This is a genomic window from Bacillus cereus group sp. BfR-BA-01347 (assembly GCF_022663835.1).
Lineage (GTDB): Bacteria > Bacillota > Bacilli > Bacillales > Bacillaceae_G > Bacillus_A > Bacillus_A thuringiensis_K.
This window is the reverse complement of the sequence record NZ_JAKUGG010000103.1, coordinates 1-224: the sequence shown is the minus strand read 5'-3', so window position 1 is coordinate 224 and position 224 is coordinate 1. Positions and strand designations below refer to the sequence as shown.

Here is a 224-nt window from a genome sequence, read left to right as displayed (position 1 = left end):
TAACCACTACACCACGGGACCATTTGGTTGCGGGGACAGGATTTGAACCTGCGACCTTCGGGTTATGAGCCCGACGAGCTACCGTGCTGCTCCACCCCGCGACAATATAAATAGCTTGGCGACGTCCTACTCTCACAGGGACAAGGTCCCAACTACCATCGGCGCTAGAGAGCTTAACTTCCGTGTTCGGTATGGGAACGGGTGTGACCTCTCTGCCATCATCA

1 tRNA gene and 1 rRNA gene are annotated in these 224 nt (G+C 55.4%); both read right to left on the bottom strand.

Annotated elements, in window-relative coordinates:
* Positions 1 to 24 precede the first annotated feature (24 nt).
* Positions 25 to 101 (bottom strand) — tRNA-Met (locus tag MR143_RS32850).
* Positions 102 to 113: 12 nt separating this feature from the next.
* Positions 114 to 224, bottom strand: a 5S ribosomal RNA gene (rrf, locus tag MR143_RS32845); the annotation flags it as partial.